Source organism: Paenibacillus sp. NPDC056579 (assembly GCF_042793215.1).
Taxonomy (GTDB): Bacteria; Bacillota; Bacilli; order Paenibacillales; family NBRC-103111; genus Paenibacillus_S.
The window spans coordinates 329,467-348,559 of sequence record NZ_JBHTVD010000003.1; the positions used below are offsets into that span (position 1 = coordinate 329,467).

Annotated in this window: 18 protein-coding genes; 8 read left to right on the top strand and 10 right to left on the bottom strand. The window is 52.9% G+C overall.

Annotated elements, in window-relative coordinates:
* The first annotated feature begins 276 nt into the window (after positions 1–276).
* Genes proB through mtnB form a run of 6 tightly spaced genes read left to right on the top strand, consistent with a single transcriptional unit; the run spans position 277 to position 6,211 of the window.
* Positions 277–1,392 (top strand): glutamate 5-kinase, encoded by a 1,116-nt coding sequence (gene proB, locus ACFQ88_RS14075; RefSeq protein ID WP_379454527.1) that lies wholly within the window; start codon positions 277–279, stop codon positions 1,390–1,392.
* A gap of 35 nt (positions 1,393–1,427) precedes the next feature.
* Positions 1,428–2,699 (top strand): glutamate-5-semialdehyde dehydrogenase, encoded by a 1,272-nt coding sequence (locus ACFQ88_RS14080; protein ID WP_379454528.1) that lies wholly within the window; start codon positions 1,428–1,430, stop codon positions 2,697–2,699.
* 58 nt (positions 2,700–2,757) lie between these two features.
* Positions 2,758–3,624, top strand: coding sequence for a pyrroline-5-carboxylate reductase (gene proC, locus ACFQ88_RS14085; protein WP_239626872.1), 867 nt, complete (start codon positions 2,758–2,760; stop codon positions 3,622–3,624).
* 15 nt (positions 3,625–3,639) lie between these two features.
* A complete protein-coding gene (locus ACFQ88_RS14090) occupies positions 3,640–4,914 on the top strand; it encodes a 2,3-diketo-5-methylthiopentyl-1-phosphate enolase (protein WP_379454529.1) in 1,275 nt (424 codons plus the stop codon).
* Complete coding sequence (locus ACFQ88_RS14095; protein WP_379454530.1) at positions 4,911–5,573, top strand: 2-hydroxy-3-keto-5-methylthiopentenyl-1-phosphate phosphatase; 663 nt, start codon at positions 4,911–4,913, stop codon at positions 5,571–5,573. Before ACFQ88_RS14090 ends, ACFQ88_RS14095 begins: the two co-directional genes overlap by 4 nt.
* Complete coding sequence (gene mtnB / locus ACFQ88_RS14100) at positions 5,570–6,211, top strand: methylthioribulose 1-phosphate dehydratase (RefSeq protein WP_379454531.1); 642 nt, start codon at positions 5,570–5,572, stop codon at positions 6,209–6,211. The genes ACFQ88_RS14095 and mtnB overlap by 4 nt, the downstream gene beginning before the upstream one ends.
* 155 nt (positions 6,212–6,366) lie before the next feature.
* On the opposite strand, the gene pyrE is transcribed toward mtnB, so the two are convergent.
* The 7 genes from pyrE to pyrR all read right to left on the bottom strand — a co-directional run bounded on the left by pyrE (position 6,367) and on the right by pyrR (position 15,261).
* Positions 6,367–7,029 (bottom strand): orotate phosphoribosyltransferase, encoded by a 663-nt coding sequence (gene pyrE / locus ACFQ88_RS14105; protein ID WP_379454532.1) that lies wholly within the window; start codon positions 7,027–7,029, stop codon positions 6,367–6,369.
* Between the two features lie 47 nt (positions 7,030–7,076).
* Positions 7,077–7,811 (bottom strand): orotidine-5'-phosphate decarboxylase, encoded by a 735-nt coding sequence (gene pyrF, locus ACFQ88_RS14110; protein WP_379454533.1) that lies wholly within the window; start codon positions 7,809–7,811, stop codon positions 7,077–7,079.
* Between the two features lie 139 nt (positions 7,812–7,950).
* On the bottom strand, positions 7,951–11,166 hold the full coding sequence (carB, locus tag ACFQ88_RS14115; RefSeq protein WP_379454534.1) for a carbamoyl-phosphate synthase large subunit: 3,216 nt from the start codon (positions 11,164–11,166) through the stop codon (positions 7,951–7,953).
* Positions 11,153–12,331 carry a carbamoyl phosphate synthase small subunit gene (locus ACFQ88_RS14120; RefSeq protein ID WP_379454535.1) on the bottom strand — a complete coding sequence of 393 codons (1,179 nt, stop codon included), beginning with the start codon at positions 12,329–12,331 and terminating at the stop codon, positions 11,153–11,155. Before ACFQ88_RS14120 ends, carB begins: the two co-directional genes overlap by 14 nt.
* Before the next feature lie 82 nt (positions 12,332–12,413).
* The gene (locus ACFQ88_RS14125; protein ID WP_379454536.1) at positions 12,414–13,700 is read right to left on the bottom strand and encodes a dihydroorotase; all 1,287 of its coding nucleotides are present in this window, start codon (positions 13,698–13,700) and stop codon (positions 12,414–12,416) included.
* A 98-nt stretch (positions 13,701–13,798) separates the two neighbouring features.
* A complete protein-coding gene (locus ACFQ88_RS14130; protein ID WP_379454537.1) occupies positions 13,799–14,707 on the bottom strand; it encodes an aspartate carbamoyltransferase catalytic subunit in 909 nt (302 codons plus the stop codon).
* A complete protein-coding gene (gene pyrR / locus ACFQ88_RS14135) occupies positions 14,704–15,261 on the bottom strand; it encodes a bifunctional pyr operon transcriptional regulator/uracil phosphoribosyltransferase PyrR (RefSeq protein ID WP_379454538.1) in 558 nt (185 codons plus the stop codon). Before pyrR ends, ACFQ88_RS14130 begins: the two co-directional genes overlap by 4 nt.
* A 385-nt stretch (positions 15,262–15,646) precedes the next feature.
* Between pyrR and dapD the strand changes: the two genes are divergently transcribed.
* A complete protein-coding gene (gene dapD, locus ACFQ88_RS14140) occupies positions 15,647–16,357 on the top strand; it encodes a 2,3,4,5-tetrahydropyridine-2,6-dicarboxylate N-acetyltransferase (RefSeq protein WP_239626896.1) in 711 nt (236 codons plus the stop codon).
* A 166-nt stretch (positions 16,358–16,523) separates the two neighbouring features.
* The gene (locus ACFQ88_RS14145) at positions 16,524–17,684 is read left to right on the top strand and encodes an N-acetyldiaminopimelate deacetylase (protein ID WP_379454539.1); all 1,161 of its coding nucleotides are present in this window, start codon (positions 16,524–16,526) and stop codon (positions 17,682–17,684) included.
* A 156-nt stretch (positions 17,685–17,840) separates the two neighbouring features.
* Here ACFQ88_RS14145 and ACFQ88_RS14150 read toward each other — a convergent pair whose 3' ends face one another.
* From ACFQ88_RS14150 to ACFQ88_RS14160, 3 genes are read right to left on the bottom strand one after another with little or no spacing between them, the layout of a single operon-like run.
* Positions 17,841–18,230 carry an ArsR/SmtB family transcription factor gene (locus ACFQ88_RS14150; protein WP_239626901.1) on the bottom strand — a complete coding sequence of 130 codons (390 nt, stop codon included), beginning with the start codon at positions 18,228–18,230 and terminating at the stop codon, positions 17,841–17,843.
* Entirely contained in the window at positions 18,227–18,655 is a 429-nt protein-coding gene (locus ACFQ88_RS14155; RefSeq protein WP_379454540.1) for an SRPBCC family protein, read from the bottom strand. Before ACFQ88_RS14155 ends, ACFQ88_RS14150 begins: the two co-directional genes overlap by 4 nt.
* 4 nt (positions 18,656–18,659) lie before the next feature.
* Positions 18,660–19,040: a hypothetical protein gene (locus ACFQ88_RS14160; RefSeq protein WP_239626906.1), complete on the bottom strand. Its 381-nt coding sequence runs from the start codon at positions 19,038–19,040 to the stop codon at positions 18,660–18,662.
* Between the last annotated feature and the right edge of the window lie 53 nt (positions 19,041–19,093).

Sequence of the window (19,093 nt, forward strand, 5' to 3'; positions counted from 1 at the left end):
ACCGGCTGAAAGAATTTACCGTGAACACTGTCCGAACCCGCCCCGGAACGGCCAACGATGAGTTGGACGGTTGCTGCCCTTGCCGTTAATAAGGCTATCAAGTTGGATGTTTTATCATCAATTAAGGTGGTACCGCGGAAGATATCAGCTTCCGTCCTTAGTGGACGGGAGCTTTTTGTGTTTTCATCGGACCCTATCACCGTTATCTTACAGTCTCCAACCTAAATGCGATTTGTTTTCCATTTTATTTATATGGCAGAAAGAAGTGATCCCTCCATGCAGCAAACCATTGTCATCAAAATCGGCAGCAGCTCTCTTACCTCCGATGAAGGCGGACTGAACCGCAGCAAAATCGTGTTCTTCGCCTCCGAGCTTTCACAGCTGCACAAGCAAGGCTATCAAGTGCTGCTGGTAACGTCCGGCGCCGTAGCGGCAGGCTTTCGCGAAATGGGATACATAACCCGCCCCAAGCTTTTGCATGAAAAGCAGGCTTCGGCCTCGGTCGGCCAGGCGCTCCTGATGCAGGCTTATCACGAAGCGTTCGCGGCCCACGGCATAGGCGTTGCGCAAATTTTGCTGACGCGCTCCGACTTCTCGAACCGCAAGCGAATCCACAATGCTTCCATGACGATCGAAGAGCTGCTGCGCCACGGGATGATCCCTATCATTAACGAGAACGACACGGTAGTCGTCGACGAATTGAAGTTCGGGGACAACGATACGTTGTCCGCCTTGGTGGCGAATCTCGTCAGAGCCAAACAGCTCGTCATTTTAACCGATATCGACGGCCTGTACACGGAAGATCCGCGGCATAACCCTAATGCGCAGCGATTGAATCTCGTAACCCAAATCAGCGAGGATCTGTTCCGCATCGCCGGCGGTTCCGGCTCCTCCGTAGGTACAGGGGGCATGCGCTCCAAGATTGAAGCGGCCCGTATCGCTATGAGAGGCGGCGTCCCTCTCTTCATTGGCCGGGTTATGGAGGATGGAGATTTGTCGCTCGCCATCGACGGCAAAGGCAAAGGCACCTATTTCGAAACGAATGAGCACAATTTGCCGGTCAAAAAGCAGTGGCTCGGCTTCCACTCTTCCCCGCAAGGCCGCATTACGGTAGACGCAGGTGCCGAGCACGCTCTAATCGTCGGAGGCAAAAGCCTCCTGCCGGCAGGAGTAACCGAAATCACCGGCGATTTTCATCCCGGTGATGTGGTCGAGGTTGTAAATCTCGATCAGCAAACGATCGGCCGCGGCGTCGTCAACTACACCAAATGGCAGCTTCAGGCCGTTGCCGGTCTTAGCACCGAGGAAGTGCAGAAGCGTATTGAGGTCAACCGGATTGAAGTGATCCACCGTGACGAATGGATTACGCTATCCGTTCACAAGCAGGTATAGCCTCTATATTTACTAATTAAAAGGAGGAATTAACAATGACAGCACAACAAACTCAAACGGCAAGCGAAGTTGTCCAAAAAGCGACTTTAGCCAAAAAAGCAGCTCCACGCTTGGCCAATTTGTCAACCGAGCAAAAGAACAACGCCCTGCTTCTCATCGCCGATGCTCTCGTCGCGGAGTCGGCATCCATCATAGAAGCCAACAAGCTGGATCTTGCCGAGGGCAAGAAAAATGGAACCAGTGATTCGCTTCTGGATCGCATCAAGCTTGACGAGAAGCGTGTCGAAGCTATCGCCCAAGGACTCAGAGAGGTAGTCGACCTTGCCGATCCGGTCGGCGACGTGCTCGAGGAATTCGATCGTCCTAATGGCTTGCATATCCGCAAAATCCGCGTGCCTATCGGGGTCATCGGCATGATCTATGAAGCACGCCCTAACGTTACCGTCGATGCCGCCGGACTGTGCCTCAAAACCGGCAACGCCGTTGTGCTTCGCGGGGGCTCGGCAGCGCTGCAATCCAACAAACGGATCGTGGAAGTCATGCATGAAACCCTCTCCCGTACCGATGTACCGGCTGATGCCATTCAGCTTGTGCTGGACCCTAAACGTTCCTCCGTCGATGAGATGCTGAAGCTGAACGGTCTGCTGGACGTCCTGATCCCTCGCGGAGGGCATTCCTTGATTCAAAATGTCGTGCAAAATGCAACCGTGCCTGTCATTGAAACGGGAGCCGGCATTTGTCATACTTATATTGACGATACCGCACAATATGAAATGGCTTTGAATATCGCATTGAACGCCAAAGTCCAACGCCCTTCCGTATGCAATTCCATGGAGACGCTGCTCGTCCATCGGAGCTTCGCGCAAGACCGTCTCGCTTCTTTGGCACAAACCTTTTCGGAGAACAAGGTAGAGCTTCGCGGGGACGCAATGGCACGCGAGCTGGTTCCTTCCATCAAGGCCGCATCCGACCAGGATTGGGATACGGAGTACAACGACTATATACTCAACATCCGCGTCGTCGATGGGCTGGACGAAGCTATGGAACATATCCGCCGGCATGGAACAATGCATTCGGAATGCATCGTCACGGAAACGGCTGAGCATGCCGCCCGCTTCCTGCAGGAAGTCGACGCAGCAGCCGTGTATCATAACGCATCCACACGGTTTACCGACGGCTTCGAATTCGGGTTCGGCGCGGAAATCGGCATCAGCACGCAGAAGCTCCATGCCCGCGGACCTATGGGGCTGTCTGAGATGACCTCTACCAAATATTGCATCAGCGGCAGCGGACAAATTCGCGGCTAAGTCATTTTGTATAAAATCGTTACTCAACATTACCTGCTTGCAAAGGAGACGACAAGCTATGTCTTTATCCACCGCCAACATCACATTCATAGGCGCAGGCTCAATGGCTGAAGCCATCGTTCGGGGGCTGACGTCGGGTAAAAACGATAATCCTGCCCGGATTACCATGATTAACAGACAGGATACGGACCGTCTGAAGTCTCTTCATGACCGCTATGGGGTCAGCTATGCTGCGAATGAAGTCGACAAGCTCCGCGCCGTTACGGAAGCGGATGTCGTAGTCGTGGCATTCAAGCCGAAAGACGCCATCGAAGGGCTGACTTCGCTCAGCTCCCAACTGAAGCCTTCCGCGCTGCTTGTATCCGTGATCGCCGGAATGTCCATCGCCACGATTGAAGCTGTGCTCGGCACCAGCGGACAGCCCATCGTCCGCACAATGCCTAATACGTCGAGCTCCATCGGACTTGGAGCAACCGGCATCAGCTTCTCCTCCGGCACAAGCGCCGAGCAGCAGAAGCTGGCCATTGACATGTTCGCCTCTACCGGGATCGTATCGGTCGTGGAGGAGTCGAAGCTCGACATCGTGACCGGCGTTTCCGGCAGCGGACCGGCATATATTTACTACATGATGGAGGCTATGATCGAAGGCGGCATCCGCGGCGGTCTTACCCCTGAGGCCGCAAAGCAACTAACGGTGCAAACCGTACTCGGAGCAGCCAAAATGGTTGAACTGACAGGCGAGGATCCTGCGGATTTGCGTCGTAAGGTTACTTCACCTAACGGAACAACCCAGGCCGCGCTGGAAACGTTGGAACGTCACGATTTCTCCGTCGGTGTGACCAAAGCGGTTCTGCGCTCGGCAGAACGGGCAGGCGAGCTGGGAGAAGCGATTTCATCCCAAGCTGCTGCCGTTCAATCTAAATAAAAGTAGGTGTACGTGTTGTTAAATTCATATTGTGTTGCCACCTATCGCTGCCATGATGAGAAAGCGGATTTTGCCAAAAAAGCACAAGGTATCGCCGTCGGGCTGACGGTGGGCAGCTGGACCGATCTGCCGGAAGCCAAGAAAGCCGAAATGGAGCGCCATCTCGGCAAAGTGGTCGATATTAAGGTACATGAGCCCGCTCCCGGCGCACCTGCATCGGAGCGTTACGCGGACATTTCCATCGCCTATCCGGATGCCAATTTCAGCCGGGATATCCCTGCTTTGCTTGTTACGGTATTCGGTAAGCTCTCCATGGACGGCCGGGTCAAGCTGATCGATCTTCAGTTCTCCAGCGAGTTTCTGTCTGCTTTCCCAGGACCTAAATTCGGCATGCAGGGCGTACGGGATCTTCTTGGAGTCCATGACCGCCCGCTGTTGATGAGTATTTTCAAATCCGTAATCGGACACGACCTGTCTACGCTTCGCGAGCAGTTTTACTTGCAGGCGGCAGGCGGCGTCGATCTGATCAAGGATGACGAGATTTTATTTGAGAATCCGCTGACGCCGATTGAACGGCGTGTGGAAGCTTGCCTGCAGGCAGCCGCACAAGCGGAACAGGTTACGGGTCAAAAGCTGCTGTACGCAACTAATTTGACCGGTCCTACCTTCAGCCTGCTGGATCAAGCCCGCAAGGCAATCGATGCCGGAGCTAACGCTTTATTGTTTAACGTTCTTGCCTATGGATTTGACACACTCGCAGAGCTAAGCCGTCATCCGGACATCAGCGTGCCGATCATGGCCCATCCGGCGATGGCCGGCGCCTTCTATCCATCGCCGCATTACGGAATTGCCGCCAATGTGCTGCTGGGCAAGCTGATGCGTCTGGCCGGCGCCGATCTGGTCCTGTTTCCGTCGCCATACGGCTCCGTCGTCATGCCGCGTGAGGAGAACATGGCGATCAAGGAAGTGCTGTTAACCGGACAGACTTCGGATTACGTATACAGTGCCAACGGAGAAACGGTCGCTTCCCTGCCGCTGAAAACTAGCTTCCCGGTTCCGTCCGCAGGCATTCACCCTGGTCTTGTGCCGCTCATCCTGAAGGATTTCGGCGAGCAGGTCGTCGTCAATGCGGGCGGAGGTATCCATGGCCATCCTATGGGGACTATCGCAGGCGGACAAGCATTCCGTCAAGCCATTGCCGCATGCCAAGCCGGTGTATCGCTGAAGGATTATGCAGAGCAGCATCCGGAGCTAAGAGTAGCAATCGAAGCTTGGGGGATTAGAGAATGAGCAGGAAACGGATCATCTTTTGCGATTTTGACGGCACCATCACCGTTAACGACAATATCGTCGCCATCATGAAGCATTTTCAGCCGCCAGGTTGGGATCGGCTGGTTGAGCAGGTTCTCGCCAAATCGATCTCGATTCGCGAAGGTGTAGGCCGCATGTTTGCCTTGCTGCCAACTTCCCGTAAGCAGGAAGTCGTCGATTATGCGATCCATAACGTAGTCATACGCCCCGGCTTCAAGGAGCTGCTTGCCTATTGCAAGGATAACGATATCGAATTTTACGTCACGAGCGGCGGGATCGACTTTTTCGTCTATCCTGTGCTGTCGGAGTTCGATATTCCGAAAGATCACATTTACTGCAACGGCAGCGACTTCAGCGGAAGCCATATCGAAATCCTATGGCCGCATTCCTGCGACGAGCACTGTCACAATGATTGCGGAATGTGCAAAACGGCTATTATCCGCGGCTACTCGCCGGAAGCTTACGAGCGGATTCTGATCGGTGACAGTGTAACGGATTTTGAAGGAGCGAAGCTGGTGGAAACCGTATTTGCCCGCTCCATCCTGGTCGACCTGTGCAAGGATTTAGGATTGAACTATTATGCCTTTGAGGATTTTCATGACATTATCAAGCAATTAGAGGAGTTGAAAGTCAAGTGAGCAGCACGCTTCGATTGGAAGAAAAGCAGCAGGCGTTCGCCGAGCTTCGGGAAGTAAAGACCATTTTAGCGGCAAAGGGCTGGTTTCCTGCCACCAGCGGCAACCTGTCCATCCGTGTAGGCGATTTCGCCCCGGAGCAATTTACTTTCGCCATTACCGCCAGCGGTAAAGACAAATCGGTGAACACGCCTTCCGATTTTCTTCTGGTGGATGATAAGGGACAGCCTACGGAAACGACAGGACTTAAGCCGTCGGCGGAAACATTAATCCATTGTGAAATTTATAAAGCAACGGGCTGCGGGGCGATTTTCCATGTCCATACCGTATTCAACAATCTCGTCTCGGAGCTGTTCTGGGAGCGCAAATCGATCCCTGTCGACGGTGTCGAGCTGATCAAAGCATTCAACATTTGGGACGAAGAGGCGCAGATCGAAGTGCCTATCCTGCCTAACTATGCGGACATTCCAAGGATTGCCGAGCTGGTACAAGACGCCATCGTTCCACGCGTCCCTGGCATCATGCTGCGCAAGCACGGCATTTACGCTTGGGGCGCCAATGCTTTCGAAGCCAAGCGCAATCTGGAAGCATTTGAATATTTGTTCGAATATGTGTACCGTCTGGAATTGCTCAAAAAATGACCTCGGAATGTTATAAAATTCTATTATGGTAACAAAATCGCGGACACCCTCACCAGGAAGGGAGGCTCCGCGATTTTTTTGTTCAATAAGCGGCAAAAAAGCCCCACACCGGCTTTCTTTGCAGAAAGACGAGTATGGGGCATGTCCATAATAGGTTATTTACCGTATTCGCTCGGATTTACGCGCCAAGACTTCAGCACTTCCACATCCGACTCTTGAATGCTGCCTTGTTTCAAGGCTACATCCAATAGCGTCGTGTAATTGGACAGCGTTTCGAACGGAATTCCTGCGCCGGCGAACGCTTCCGTTGCTTTGTCGAACTGGTAGGAGAAAATCCCGAGCACGCCCAGAGCATTAGCGCCTGCATCATTAACTGCCAAAGCAACCTTCAACGAGCTGCCGCCTGTGGAAATCAAGTCTTCGATAACGACGGTTTTTTGTCCTGGGCGAATCCTTCCTTCGATCAGGTTCTCCTTGCCGTGGCCTTTCGCTTTGTCGCGAACGTACACCATAGGCAGGTTCAGCTTTTGAGCAACCCACGCTGCATGCGGAATGCCGCCAGTCGCAGCTCCGGCGATTACTTCAACATCCGGGAAGTTGTCGCGGATCAAGGATACGAAGCCGTCTGCAATCAGCTCGCGGATTTCCGGGTAGGAAATCGTCAGCCGGTTATCGCAATAAATCGGCGATTTGAGTCCGGACGTCCATGTAAAGGGCTGACTAGGGTCAGGGCGAAGAGCTACCGCTTCAATTTGCAAAAGGGCCGCTGCAATACGTTCTGCCAGCTGGGGGTTCGTAGAAATCGTTTTTGTGCTCATCAGACAAAACTCCTTTTATCTATAGTTTGAGATCGGCGAGTGGCTACTTACTCTACCGATTGAATAATAGCTTCCAGAGCGCCTCTAGGGTCCTCTGCCGCTGTAATCGGACGCCCGATAACGACATAGTCCGTTCCTTGTGCAAAAGCTTCTGCAGGCGTCATAACGCGCGACTGATCGCCTATGGCTGCGCCTGCCGGACGAATGCCCGGCGTCACGGTCACGAATCCCGAACCGCACACGCTTTTGATTCGTGTCACTTCCAAAGGAGAAGCGACAACGCCTTGCAATCCTGCAGATTGCGCAAGCTGTGCATAACGCTGTACGGCGTCCTCCACCGTTCCCGGCAGACCGATCTCTTCATTCATCACGGCTTGGCTTGTACTGGTCAGCTGAGTCACGGCGATGACGATCGGTCGGCTTGCTTCAGCTGCACCTCCGCCCGCCAAAGCCTTATCGACTCCCTCGAGAGCAGCCTCCATCATTTGCTTGCCGCCAGCCGCGTGCACATTGAACATGTCCACGCCAAGACGGGTCACACTTTCCGATCCGCCTTTCACCGTGTTCGGAATATCGTGCATTTTCACATCGAGGAACACCTTGTAGCCCTGCTCCTTCAGACTGCTTACGAATTGAGGTCCGGCACTGTAAAACAACTGCATGCCGACCTTCATATAGCAAGGAATGCCTCTCAATGATTCAAGCAGCTTCTGAGCCGCTGCGGCGTCGGGATAATCCAGAGCCACCATAATTCGTTCCGCGATATTCGTTTGCACTGACATGCTGTCTCGCCTCCCCATTGTATTGTGTATTTTCATCAGGCTTCATCAAACATTCAAGCGGTGGAGCCGCCTAATCAAGGGATTAGCACAGCTTCCCTTGGTCATCCCGGGTTACTGTGCTAATCTTCAATTCACTCTATTATGCGTGGTGAGCAGGCATAGCCGTCGATTGGAAGTTGATCGCTTCAAGCATGTGCCACAGCGCTCTAACCGTATCGAGGGAGGTCATGCAGACCACACCGTTCTCAACCGCTTCACGGCGAATACGGAAACCGTCACGTTCAGGCGTTTTGCCTTTGGTCAGCGTATTGACGACAAAGTGAGCTTCTCCATTGCGGATCAGGTCAAGAATGTTCGGCGAGCCTTCGCTCAGCTTGTTGACGCGGGTTACATGCAGTCCTGCTTCTTCCAATGCTTTGGCGGTTCCGCCGGTTGCCACGATTTTGTAGCCAAGCTTGTAGAAGCCAGTCAAAATTTCGATCGCCTCAGCTTTATCTTTATCCGCTACTGTAGCAATAATCGCGCCGGTTGGCGGAATTTTCATCCCGGAACCGATCAATCCTTTGTACAGAGCTTTTGCGAAGTTGAGGTCGCGTCCCATAACCTCGCCGGTCGATTTCATTTCCGGTCCAAGCGTCGTGTCTACGCGGCGCAATTTGGCGAAGGAGAATACAGGCACTTTTACGGATACGTATTCGTCTTCCGGCCACAAGCCTGTTTGATAACCCATGTCGGCCAGCTTCTCGCCCATAATGAGGCGGGTAGCTACGTTAGCCATAGGAATTTTCGTTACTTTGCTCAGGAACGGCACCGTTCTGGAGGAGCGAGGGTTTACCTCGATCACATAAGCTTGGTCTTGATAAATGACGAACTGGATGTTCACCAAGCCTACCACTTGCAGCCCTCTGGCGATTTTCGTAGTAATATCGATAATTTGCTGTTTAATCTCTTCCGAGATGGTTTGCGGCGGATACACGGCGATCGAGTCACCGGAGTGTACGCCCGCTCTCTCAACGTGCTCCATGATACCTGGGATTAGGACCGTTTCTTTATCGCAAATCGCGTCAACCTCTACTTCTTTACCAAGCATATAACGGTCGATCAATACCGGATGCTCAGGGTTGATTTTGACTGCATACTCCATGTAGCTCAGCAGCTCTTCATCGGAATAGACGATTTCCATCGCGCGTCCGCCCAATACGTAGGAAGGACGAACGAGTACCGGATAACCGAACTTGGAAGCCATGCCTACCGCTTGATCGACGGAAGTCACTGTTCCGCCCGGCGGTTGAGCGATGTTCAGCTCGCGCAGCAGCGCTTCGAACTTTTTGCGGTCTTCCGCTGCATCGATATTTTCAAGGTCGGTACCGAGAATGCGTACGCCTGCATTAGCGAGCGGTGCAGCCAGGTTGATAGCGGTTTGTCCGCCGAACTGAACGATTACGCCGATCGGCTTCTCATGCTCGATGACGTTCATTACGTCCTCGAAGAACAGCGGTTCAAAGTACAGACGGTCGGATGTGTTGAAGTCCGTAGAAACCGTCTCCGGGTTATTGTTAATGATAACCGCTTCATAGCCTGCGGCTTGGATCGCCCATACGGCATGTACCGTAGAGTAGTCGAACTCGATGCCTTGTCCGATACGGATAGGTCCGGAGCCTAGTACGACGACCTTTTGCTTCGTCGTCTCCTTCACTTCGTCTTCCGTCTCGTAAGTCGAGTAGTAGTAAGGAGTCGTCGCTTCGAACTCTGCCGCGCAAGTGTCTACCATTTTGTAGACCGGCTTCAGGTTCAAGCTCAGACGGTAAGCGCGGATATCCGCTTCTTGCGTGAAGTTCAAGCCTTTATCCGCATTGCGGCGAATTTCGGCAATCGCACGATCCGTGAAGCCTTTGCGCTTCGCTTCATACAACAGCTCTTCGGTCAGCTCAGGCTGAAGCAGCTGCTCTTCGAACTGGATCAGCCCTTCCAGCTTGCTCAGGAACCACCAGTCGATCTTGGTCAAGTCTTGAATTTGCTGCAATGTATAGCCGCGGCGGAACGCTTCTGCGATCAGGAACATCCGCTCGTCGTCCGGCTTGATCAGACGCGCTTCCAGCGTTTCTTGGTCCAGAAGGTCTGTTTCTTTCAAGTATAAGCGGTGCACGCCGATCTCAAGGGAACGAATCGCTTTATGAATCGATTCCTCGAATGTACGGCCGATAGCCATAACCTCGCCGGTTGCTTTCATTTGCGTACCGAGCTTACGGTTAGCCGCTGTAAATTTATCGAACGGCCAGCGCGGAATTTTGGATACGATATAGTCCAGCGTCGGCTCGAAGCAAGCGTAAGTTTGTCCTGTTACCGGGTTGACGATCTCGTCCAGAGTGTAGCCGATCGCAATTTTTGCAGCCATCTTGGCGATAGGGTAGCCCGTCGCTTTGGAAGCCAGCGCCGAGGAACGGCTCACGCGAGGATTTACCTCGATAACATAGTATTGGTAGCTGAACGGATCCAGCGCGAATTGTACGTTACATCCGCCTTCGATGTTTAAGGCGCGGATAATTTTGAGCGATGCCGAACGGAGCATTTGGTACTCGCGGTCGGACAGCGTTTGGCTAGGCGCCACAACGATACTGTCGCCTGTATGAACGCCAACCGGGTCGAAGTTCTCCATGTTACATACGACGATACAGTTGTCGTTCGCATCGCGCATAACTTCGTATTCGACTTCTTTCATGCCGGCGATGCTCTTCTCGATCAAGCATTGGCCGATAGGGCTGTAGCGGATACCGGATGCAACAGTCTCCAGCAGCTCTTCTTCGTTGGCGCAAATACCGCCGCCTGTACCGCCCAATGTGTAGGCAGGGCGAACGATGATCGGATAGCCGATTTCGTTAGCGAAATCAACCGCTTCTTTCACCGTCGTTACGATCGTGCTGTCAGGTACCGGCTGCTCCAGCTCTCTCATCAAGTCGCGGAACAAATCGCGGTCTTCCGCTTTTTCGATCGCTGTCAGCTGAGTACCGAGCAGCTTGACGTTTTCGCGCTCCAGCACGCCCGCTCTTGCCAGTTCAACCGCCATGTTCAAGCCGGTTTGACCGCCGAGTGTCGGGAGCAATCCGTCGGGACGCTCCTGGCGGATGATTTGCGTTACAAACTCCAGCGTAATAGGTTCGATGTAAACCTTGTCCGCCATATTCGTGTCCGTCATGATCGTAGCAGGGTTGCTGTTGATCAGGACAACTTCCATTCCTTCTTCTTTCAATGCTTGGCAAGCCTGAGTACCGGCGTAGTCGAACTCAGCCGCCTGTCCGATGACGATCGGACCGGAACCGATAACGAGTATTTTTTTCAAGCTATTATTTTTTGGCATAGTGGAGTTCTCCTTTCGATGCAGATCCGGCAGGCTGTACGCCCAGCTTGGAAGCCGCGGAAATTTGCGCCTGTCTTGGCAGCTGCGGATTCGCCTGTTTGAAATCGCGGATCATTTGGATGAAGTCATCGAACAAGTAGCTGGAGTCGAATGGACCCGGTGCCGCTTCCGGATGGTACTGTACCGAGAACGCCGCATGCTTCTTATGCTTCAAGCCTTCAATGGTTCCGTCGTTGTTGTTGATATGAGTTACTTCCAGCTCCGTATTGGCGATGGAATCGTCTTTTACGGTATAGCCGTGGTTTTGCGAAGTGATGTAGCAGCGGTTGCTTTGCAAATCTTTAACCGGATGGTTGCCCCCGCGATGTCCGAATTTCAGCTTCTCGGTATCGGCGCCGCAAGCGAGCGCGAACAGCTGATGACCCAAGCAGATGCCGAAGATCGGGAACTCGCCGATCAGCTCGGAAATCATAGTTACGGCATGAGGAACGTCTTTAGGGTCCCCAGGGCCGTTAGAGAGCAGAATGCCGTCCGGAGCCAACCGGCGGATTTGATCCGCTGTTGCATCCTGCGGAACGACTACTACGTCGCAGCCGCGCTTGGTTAAGTCACGAACGATACCGCTTTTTGCACCGAAGTCTACGAGTACGACCCGCTCTTTCGTTCCTGGGCAGCTGAATACGGATTTCGTGGAAACCCGGGATACTTGATCCGTCATCAGCGTAGTTGCTTTCAGCTGCTCCAGCAGCTCGGCAACCGGTTTGTTGGTCGTTGTCAGCAGCCCTTTCATTACGCCATGGTGGCGGATACGGCGGGTCAGCATCCGTGTGTCAACGCCGCTGATGCCGATAATGCCATATTCCTTCAACAGACTGTCGAGGGAATATTCCGCTCTCCAGTTGCTTGGAACCGTCTCATGCTCGCGGACTACAAACCCGTGAATGAACGGGCGGATCGATTCGAAATCGTCCCGCGTAATCCCGTAGTTTCCAATCAGCGGATACGTCATCGTTACGATCTGTCCGCAGTAGGAAGGATCGGAGAGAACCTCCTGATAACCTGTAATCCCTGTATTAAATACGACTTCACCCGTCGACTCGCCTTCACTGCCAAACGCCTTGCCGGTAAATAACGTGCCGTCTTCCAACAACAACCTTGCCTGCATCGTTTTCAACTCCTTATCATGTTAAAGAAACATCCCTGTATGCTAATCAATCGTTATATCCAATTAGAGGTCTGAACGTGGTTTAGGCTTCCGACCAAACGACCTTGCCGCCTGCCATCGTCCATGTTGGCCAGCCTTTAAGCTTCCAGCCGGTAAACGGCGTGTTGCGTCCTTTGGAAGCGAATTCCGCAGGATTTACTTCTTTTTCCGTTTCCAGATCGATCATCGTCAGATCCGCTTCTTTGCCGACTTCCAGCGTGCCCCAAGGCAATCCGAACACTTGCGCCGGAAGGGAAGTCATTTTATCTATAAGGAACTGCAGCGTCCATTCGCCGGTAGCTACGAATTTCGTATACAAGAGCGGAAACGCCGTTTCGAAGCCAACAATTCCGAAAGGAGCCAGGTCGACGCCGCGCGCTTTCTCCTCTTCGCTGTGCGGTGCATGGTCAGTAACGATAATGTCGATCGTACCGTCCAGCAGCCCTTCGATACAAGCTTGCACGTCTCTTGGCGTGCGGAGCGGAGGATTCATCTTCCAATTCGCATCCATGCCCGGAATGTCTTCATCGGACAGCAGCAGGTGGTGCGGACAAACTTCTGCGGTCACTTTGATGCCGAATTGCTTCGCGTGACGGATCAGGCGAACGGATTGCTCCGTGCTGACGTGGCACACATGGTAATGAACGCCTGTCGCTTCGGCGAGCAATACGTCACGGCCTACATGAATCGCTTCCGACTCGTTCGGAATCCCCTTCAAGCCGTGCTTCTTGGAGAATGCTCCTTCGCTTACCCAAGCGCCCTCAACCAGCGTGTTGTCTTCGCAGTGAGCGATAACCGGGAGCCCGATCGATGCCGCTTTGGCCATCGCATCCTTCATCATTTGTGCGCTTTGCACGCCAACGCCGTCGTCCGTAAAGCCGATAACGCCGGCCTCTTTCAGTGCATCAAAATCGGTCAGCTCGCGGCCGAGCTCGTTCTTCGTAATACAGCCGTATGGCAGGACGCGAATTACGCCTTCGGTTTCCGCTTTGTCCAGTACATATTTGACCGTCTCGACCGTGTCGATTACCGGCCGGGTGTTCGGCATGCAGGCGATCGTCGTGTAGCCGCCGCGTGCAGCGGAACGGGTTCCGGTTGCAATCGTTTCTTTATGCTCAAAGCCCGGCTCGCGAAGATGCACGTGCATATCGATCAAGCCCGGTGTTACCAGATTGCCTGCCGCATCCACTACCGTGTGGCCCGCCGTATCCGGCACGCCGTTGGCTGCGTCAATTATCGTTTCAACTACATTGCCTTCTACTAAAATATGCCGTTTCGCCAGCTCGTTACCGGTAGCTACAACCTGCGCGTTCAAAATCCAAATTCCCATAATGCCCTCCCTGTCGTCCTTCATTGCTTATAGTGTGCCCAGCGAATCCATTCGCCCGCATTTCTCTATGTACGGGCCCGTATAGGAAGCTAATGATGTTAGCTTAATGCCCGTTCGATTACAGCCATTCTAATCGGTACCCCATGCCCCATCTGGGCAAAAATCTTCGAGCGCTCGCACTCCACCAGCACGTCGTCTATCTCAACATCGCGGTTGACCGGCGCAGGGTGCATGATGATCGCATGAGGCGCCATCGCCGCTTCCCTTTTCACGGTTAAGCCGTAAGCCTCACGATAGTCGGCAGCCGACTTATACACGCTCTCTTCGTGGCGCTCCAGCTGCACCCGCAGCATCATCACCACATCGGCCTTGATTGCTTCGTCGATCGTAACGTACGGCGCATATGCAGCCAGCTCTGGCGCCTGCATCGATGGTGGAGCGCACAGGCTTACTTTGGCTCCCATCGTCTGCAGCGCCCATAAGTTCGAGCGCGCTACCCTGCTGTGCTGAATATCTCCGATGATCGCTACGTGCAGCCCCTTCAGATGCCCGAACTGCTTGCGCATCGTATACAGATCGAGCAGCGCTTGCGTAGGATGCTCATTGTTGCCGTCGCCCGCATTGATCAGCGGTACTTTGATCTTCTCCGCCAGCTCAGCCAGCAGGCCGTTCGGCTTCATCCGGATCACGCCGGCGTCGATCCCCATAGATTCAAGCGTTTTGACTGTATCGTATATCGATTCTCCTTTTTGCACACTCGATACTGCAGCCGCGAAGTTCAACACTTCCGCGCCGAGTCTTTTCTCCGCTACTTCGAAGGAAAATCGCGTTCTTGTGCTGTTTTCAAAAAACATATTGGCCACAAAACGGCCCTGCAAGTGGTTCGCCAGCTTCACGGGATATTGCTCCCAATAGGCCGCCCGGTCTAATATGGACGTGATGTCCTGTGCACTCATCCCTTTGGTGCCTAACAAATGTTTCTCCGATGCGAGCTTCAACTGTGTCATCCGTTTTGCCTCCTTTGTTGAGTAATGACGACCTGGTCGTCTCCGTCCACTTCTTTAAGCAGTACCTCGATGCTCTCAAGGCGCGAGGTCGGAATGTTTTTGCCCACGTAATCAGGACGAATCGGAAGCTCCCGGTGGCCTCGGTCGACCAGCACGCCCAATTGGATCATCTGCGGCCTTCCCAGATCCATCAAAGCGTCCATTGCCGCTCTAACGGTTCTGCCTGTGTACAGCACATCATCGAACAAGATGACCTTCTTGTTGTGAATGTCCATTGCCGGTGCTGCATCGCTCTTGACCGCCCGCTCCAGCCTGCCCGACCGGTCGTCGCGGTAGCGCGTTACATCAATCTCGCCTACCGGAACCGGAACGTTCTCGATCTCCATGATCCGCTCGGCAATCCGGTTGGCAAGGTATATGCCGCGGGTCCGAACACCGATAAGCACACAATTCTCGAAGCCTTTGTTTCTTTCCAAAATTTCGTGAGCGATCCGGGTCAGCGCTCTTCGCATTCCCGTTTCGTCCATTAACACGTGCTCTGCTTCCTGGGCCAAGGTCTCCGACCTCCTGCATCAATGAATAGTGTTAGGCTAGCGATTGAATCCCACAAAAAAAACCTTGCACTTAGGCAAGGTTTGCGGACACAAGGAGAGAAGCGGGCATGAGGATAGAGAGTCTGTACGCGCAGACTGCTGCCTATCTCTGGAATCCCGTTCCATCCAATCGTTCACCTTGCCAGCCTCTCTGGACTGATTTTAAAGGTGCTATTCAGTTACAAGCATTATCCCATGTTCGACACCCGCTGTCAATAGCAACTGTCGATGTATGTCGAGGCGCATTGCTAGAACCCCGCTTTTATGCTATAAAGAAAAGGAATGATTTCACCGGGCGGCATATGGACAGTCACCCGTTATTTTACATAAGGAGTTGGAACCTAAGATGTTGGAAATGAATACAGAAGAAGTTATCAATTTTATTAAAACCAGCACGAAAAAAACCCCAGTGAAAGTATATGTAAAAGGCGATCTGGAATCCATTGACTTCGGCTCCGCCGTACAATCGTTTATTTCCGGCAAAAGCGGCGTCGTATTCGGCGAGTGGACGGAAGTAAAGCGCATTTTGGACGAGAACCAAGCCAAAATCGAAGACTATGTCGTTGAGAACGACCGCCGCAACTCCGCCATCCCTATGCTGGATTTGAAAAACATCAACGCTCGCATCGAGCCGGGCGCTATTATCCGTGATAAAGTAGCTATCGGCGACAATGCCATTATCATGATGGGCGCTTCGATCAACATCGGCGCATCCATCGGTGCCGGCACTATGATCGACATGAACGTGGTAGTAGGCGGCCGCGCCAAAATCGGAGCTATGTGCCATATCGGCGCCGGTTCTGTTGTTGCCGGAGTTATCGAGCCTCCATCAGCTCAACCGGTTGTTATCGAAGACGACGTGCTCGTAGGCGCTAACGCGGTTATCCTCGAAGGCGTTCGTATCGGCAAAGGCTCCGTAGTAGCAGCTGGCGCAGTAGTAACTGTCGACGTTCCAGAAAATACGGTTGTTGCCGGAGCTCCAGCTCGCGTGATCAAAACCGTTGACGCTAAAACGAAGTCCAAAACGGAAATTCTTCAAGACCTGCGCACCCTGTAAGGCTAGGTGCCCTCTGCAAGGGCCCGGCGATTATCGCCGGGCTTTTTGTATAGGATCATCTGCTTTTAAGGAATACGCTGCGTCAAGGATAGAAATTTTGCGCGATTACGCGCTGTGCGTATGAAGTACAATCGTAATACCATCCTGCTTAGGAGGAGCTCTTTACATGTCTAACTCTACAACTAGCACTGTCGCATCGCCAAGCCGGTTCGTATCCATTCGGCGCGACCTGCATAAAATTCCCGAGGCTGGCTTTGCCGAATTCAAGACACAGCAATATTTGCTCGATTATATCTGCACACTCCCCCAGGAGAGAATCGAAGTCCGCACTTGGCGAACAGGCATCCTTGTTAACGTCAAAGGCACGGCGCCAACCCGCCGATTAGGGTATCGTGCCGATATGGACGGACTTCCGATTGCGGAGGATACGGGCTATGAGTTCCGCTCCACCCATCCGGGCTATATGCACGCGTGCGGACACGATGTGCATATGTCTATCGGACTTGGCGTATTGACCCATATCGTCAATCAGCCGATCCGCGACGATATCACATTCATCTTCCAGCCTGCAGAGGAAGGGCCGGGCGGTGCGAAGCCGATGCTTGAATGTGAGGAGCTTCGAGATTGGATGCCGGATCAGATCGTAGCGCTTCATGTTGCTCCCGAATATCCTGTCGGGACTATAGCGACCAAGCCTGGCATTTTGTTCGCCAATACGTCCGAGCTGTTCATTGACCTGACGGGCAAAGGCGGGCACGCCGCGTTTCCGCATAATGCCAATGATATGGTTATCGCAGCTTGTCAGCTTGTCACCCAGCTGCAGACGATCGTATCGCGCAATGTCAATCCGTTGGATTCGGCCGTTATTACCATCGGTAAGATCGACGGCGGCACCAAGCAAAATATCATCGCAGAGAAGGCGCGTCTTGAAGGAACGATCCGCACCTTGTCCGCGGAAACAATGACTTTGATTAAATCCCGCATCGAAGCGTTGACAGCCGGTATGGAAACCGCGTTCCAATGCAAGGTCGATATCGATTACGGGGCGAACTACCGGCAAGTATTCAACCATGCGGAGACGACGGCGGAATTCATGGACTGGGTTCGCGACAACGGGCTCATGCAGGTCATTGAATGCACCGAAGCGATGACGGGCGAGGACTTCGGCTACTTCCTGGAGACGATCCCCGGATTCATGTTCTGGCTCGGCGTCGATACTCCTTACGGCTTGCATCATGCCAAGATCGAGCCTAATGAACAGGCTATCGACCTAGCTATCGACACCATAAGCCGATACTTCCGTTGGAAGTCGGACGAACAACAATAAACAAAACCGCTCATTGACGAGGATGGATACATATTACTTACTCCAATCCTCTCCATGAGCGGTTTTATATTATGACCTTCAAACGACCGAGTACCAGAGTCGTTCATACATCCGTTTTTTTACGTCAGTACATACGGAACAGAGCGATCCGTTCGGTCATTCTCCCCCGCTCTCCGACGGCTTACGATTCTCCACCAGTTCGATCGTTCCAGACGATGGACCACTTTCATCGGCCTCAACAAACCGTTTGAGCGCGGCCATCTTATTCTCCCAGTACCTCTCGTAGAAGGCAAGCCAGCGCTTCAATTCAAGCAGCGGCTCGGTATCCAGCCGGTAACGCGTCTCGCGCCCTACCTTTCTTTCCTTCACAAGACCTGCATCCGACAAGATGCGAAGATGCTTCGATACGGCGGTTCGGCTCATTGGGAAATGGCTGCTGAGTACCGTAACGGGCTTCTCCTCCTCCACCAGCAGATTTAACAACTTCCGCCGCGTCGGATCGGCAATCGCCTGGAATACATCAACCTTGGGCGAAGCGGAGCTCATTGCGAGTCTTCAATGATCGTTCTCAGCTTTTGCACGATACCGATCCAGCCGTTGGACATTCTTTCGTGCACGACTTGGTGCGTTTCACCGAATTCGGTTACTTTATCTATATCCCATCCGGAATGAATCAGGGTGAATTCGGTCTTGCCTTCGAGCTCGGTTAGTTCAAAGGTAAGCGTCCAGTCTTTCCCCCATGTGAAGGAAAGCCGTGTTGGCGGGTCAAGCTCCGTTACTTTGCAAGGCGAATCGCCGAAAGGACCGGCTTTCAAATGGAACTCGTATCCGAGCACAGGCTCGAAATTGTTCGGCATAAACCAGGCGCCTATTCCATCGGCGGTTGCCACTGCACTCCAGACTTTTTGAATCGGTGCATTCAATGTAACGGTTTGACGAATATCGGGTACGGTATTAGTGCTCATAAACATCCTCCTAATTTTTCGTTTTTACTTTATCCTGATGACGAAACCGCAGCGCAGACCATGTCTCATCGACGGCTACGTTGCTGACACACCGGTATGGAGACAGCTCGGCGACCAGTGTGAATAAAACATCCCGGTTAATATCCGTTTTGAGCTTCGAGCTTTGCTTCGGATAAGTGATCCAGAACAATGCATCCTCCTTCAACAACGGTGTAACCTGAGGAAGCCGCTCCTTCAATTCCTCCGCATTGCTTACAAACAGCTGCACAAACTCGTACAACCCCTCCGCTGTATCCGTGCCCTCTACTCCCAGCTTGTACCCTGCAGGAGCGTTGACTACCAGGGCTCTTCCCTCTTTGTAGCGAAGCTTCTTCAGTAACGCCTCATTCATGAATAGCGGTTCCTTTCTTCAACAATAAGATTGCTTCTTTGATGCAACTAAAT